The organism is Bacillus sp. SRB_8 (assembly GCF_003264205.1).
Classification (GTDB): domain Bacteria; phylum Bacillota; class Bacilli; order Bacillales; family Bacillaceae_G; genus Bacillus_A; species Bacillus_A mycoides.
The window spans coordinates 1-413 of the sequence record NZ_NADT01000189.1; the positions used below are offsets into that span (position 1 = coordinate 1).

1 protein-coding gene is annotated in these 413 nt (G+C 67.8%); it reads right to left on the reverse strand.

All coding sequences use genetic code 11. The features are described 5' to 3' along the window. Positions 1 to 138 precede the first annotated feature (138 nt). On the reverse strand, positions 139 to 413 hold a 275-nt coding region (locus B5P40_RS32410), incomplete at its 5' end, for a tripartite tricarboxylate transporter substrate-binding protein (RefSeq protein ID WP_258402220.1).

The following is a 413-nucleotide window of genomic DNA, read 5'->3' on the forward strand; positions in this document are numbered from 1 at the left end:
CCAATAGAATAAAGCGCCGGTAGCTCCTGTTTTTGAAGCGCCGGTCGCCTCTGCCCTTGCGCTGGCAGCACGCGCCCATGCCAAAAAGCCCCTGCCGCGGTCTGCGCGGCAGGGGCTTTTTGCGGGTGCAGGGCGCGCTCAATCCAGCGTGATGCCCGCGGTCTTGATCACCTGACGCCACTTGGCCACTTCCACCTTCAGGAAGTCGGCCGAGGCGGCCGGCTTGAGGGCCGAGGGCAGCACGCCCATGGCGTCGAGCTTGGCCTTGACATGCGCGTCGGGCAGCGCCTTGGCGATCTCTTGGTACAGGCGCTCGACGATGGGCTGGGGCGTGCCGGCGGGCACGGCGGCGAGGAACCAGGCGTCGGCCTGGAAGCCCTTGAGGCCTTGCTCGTCCATGGTCGGCACCTCGG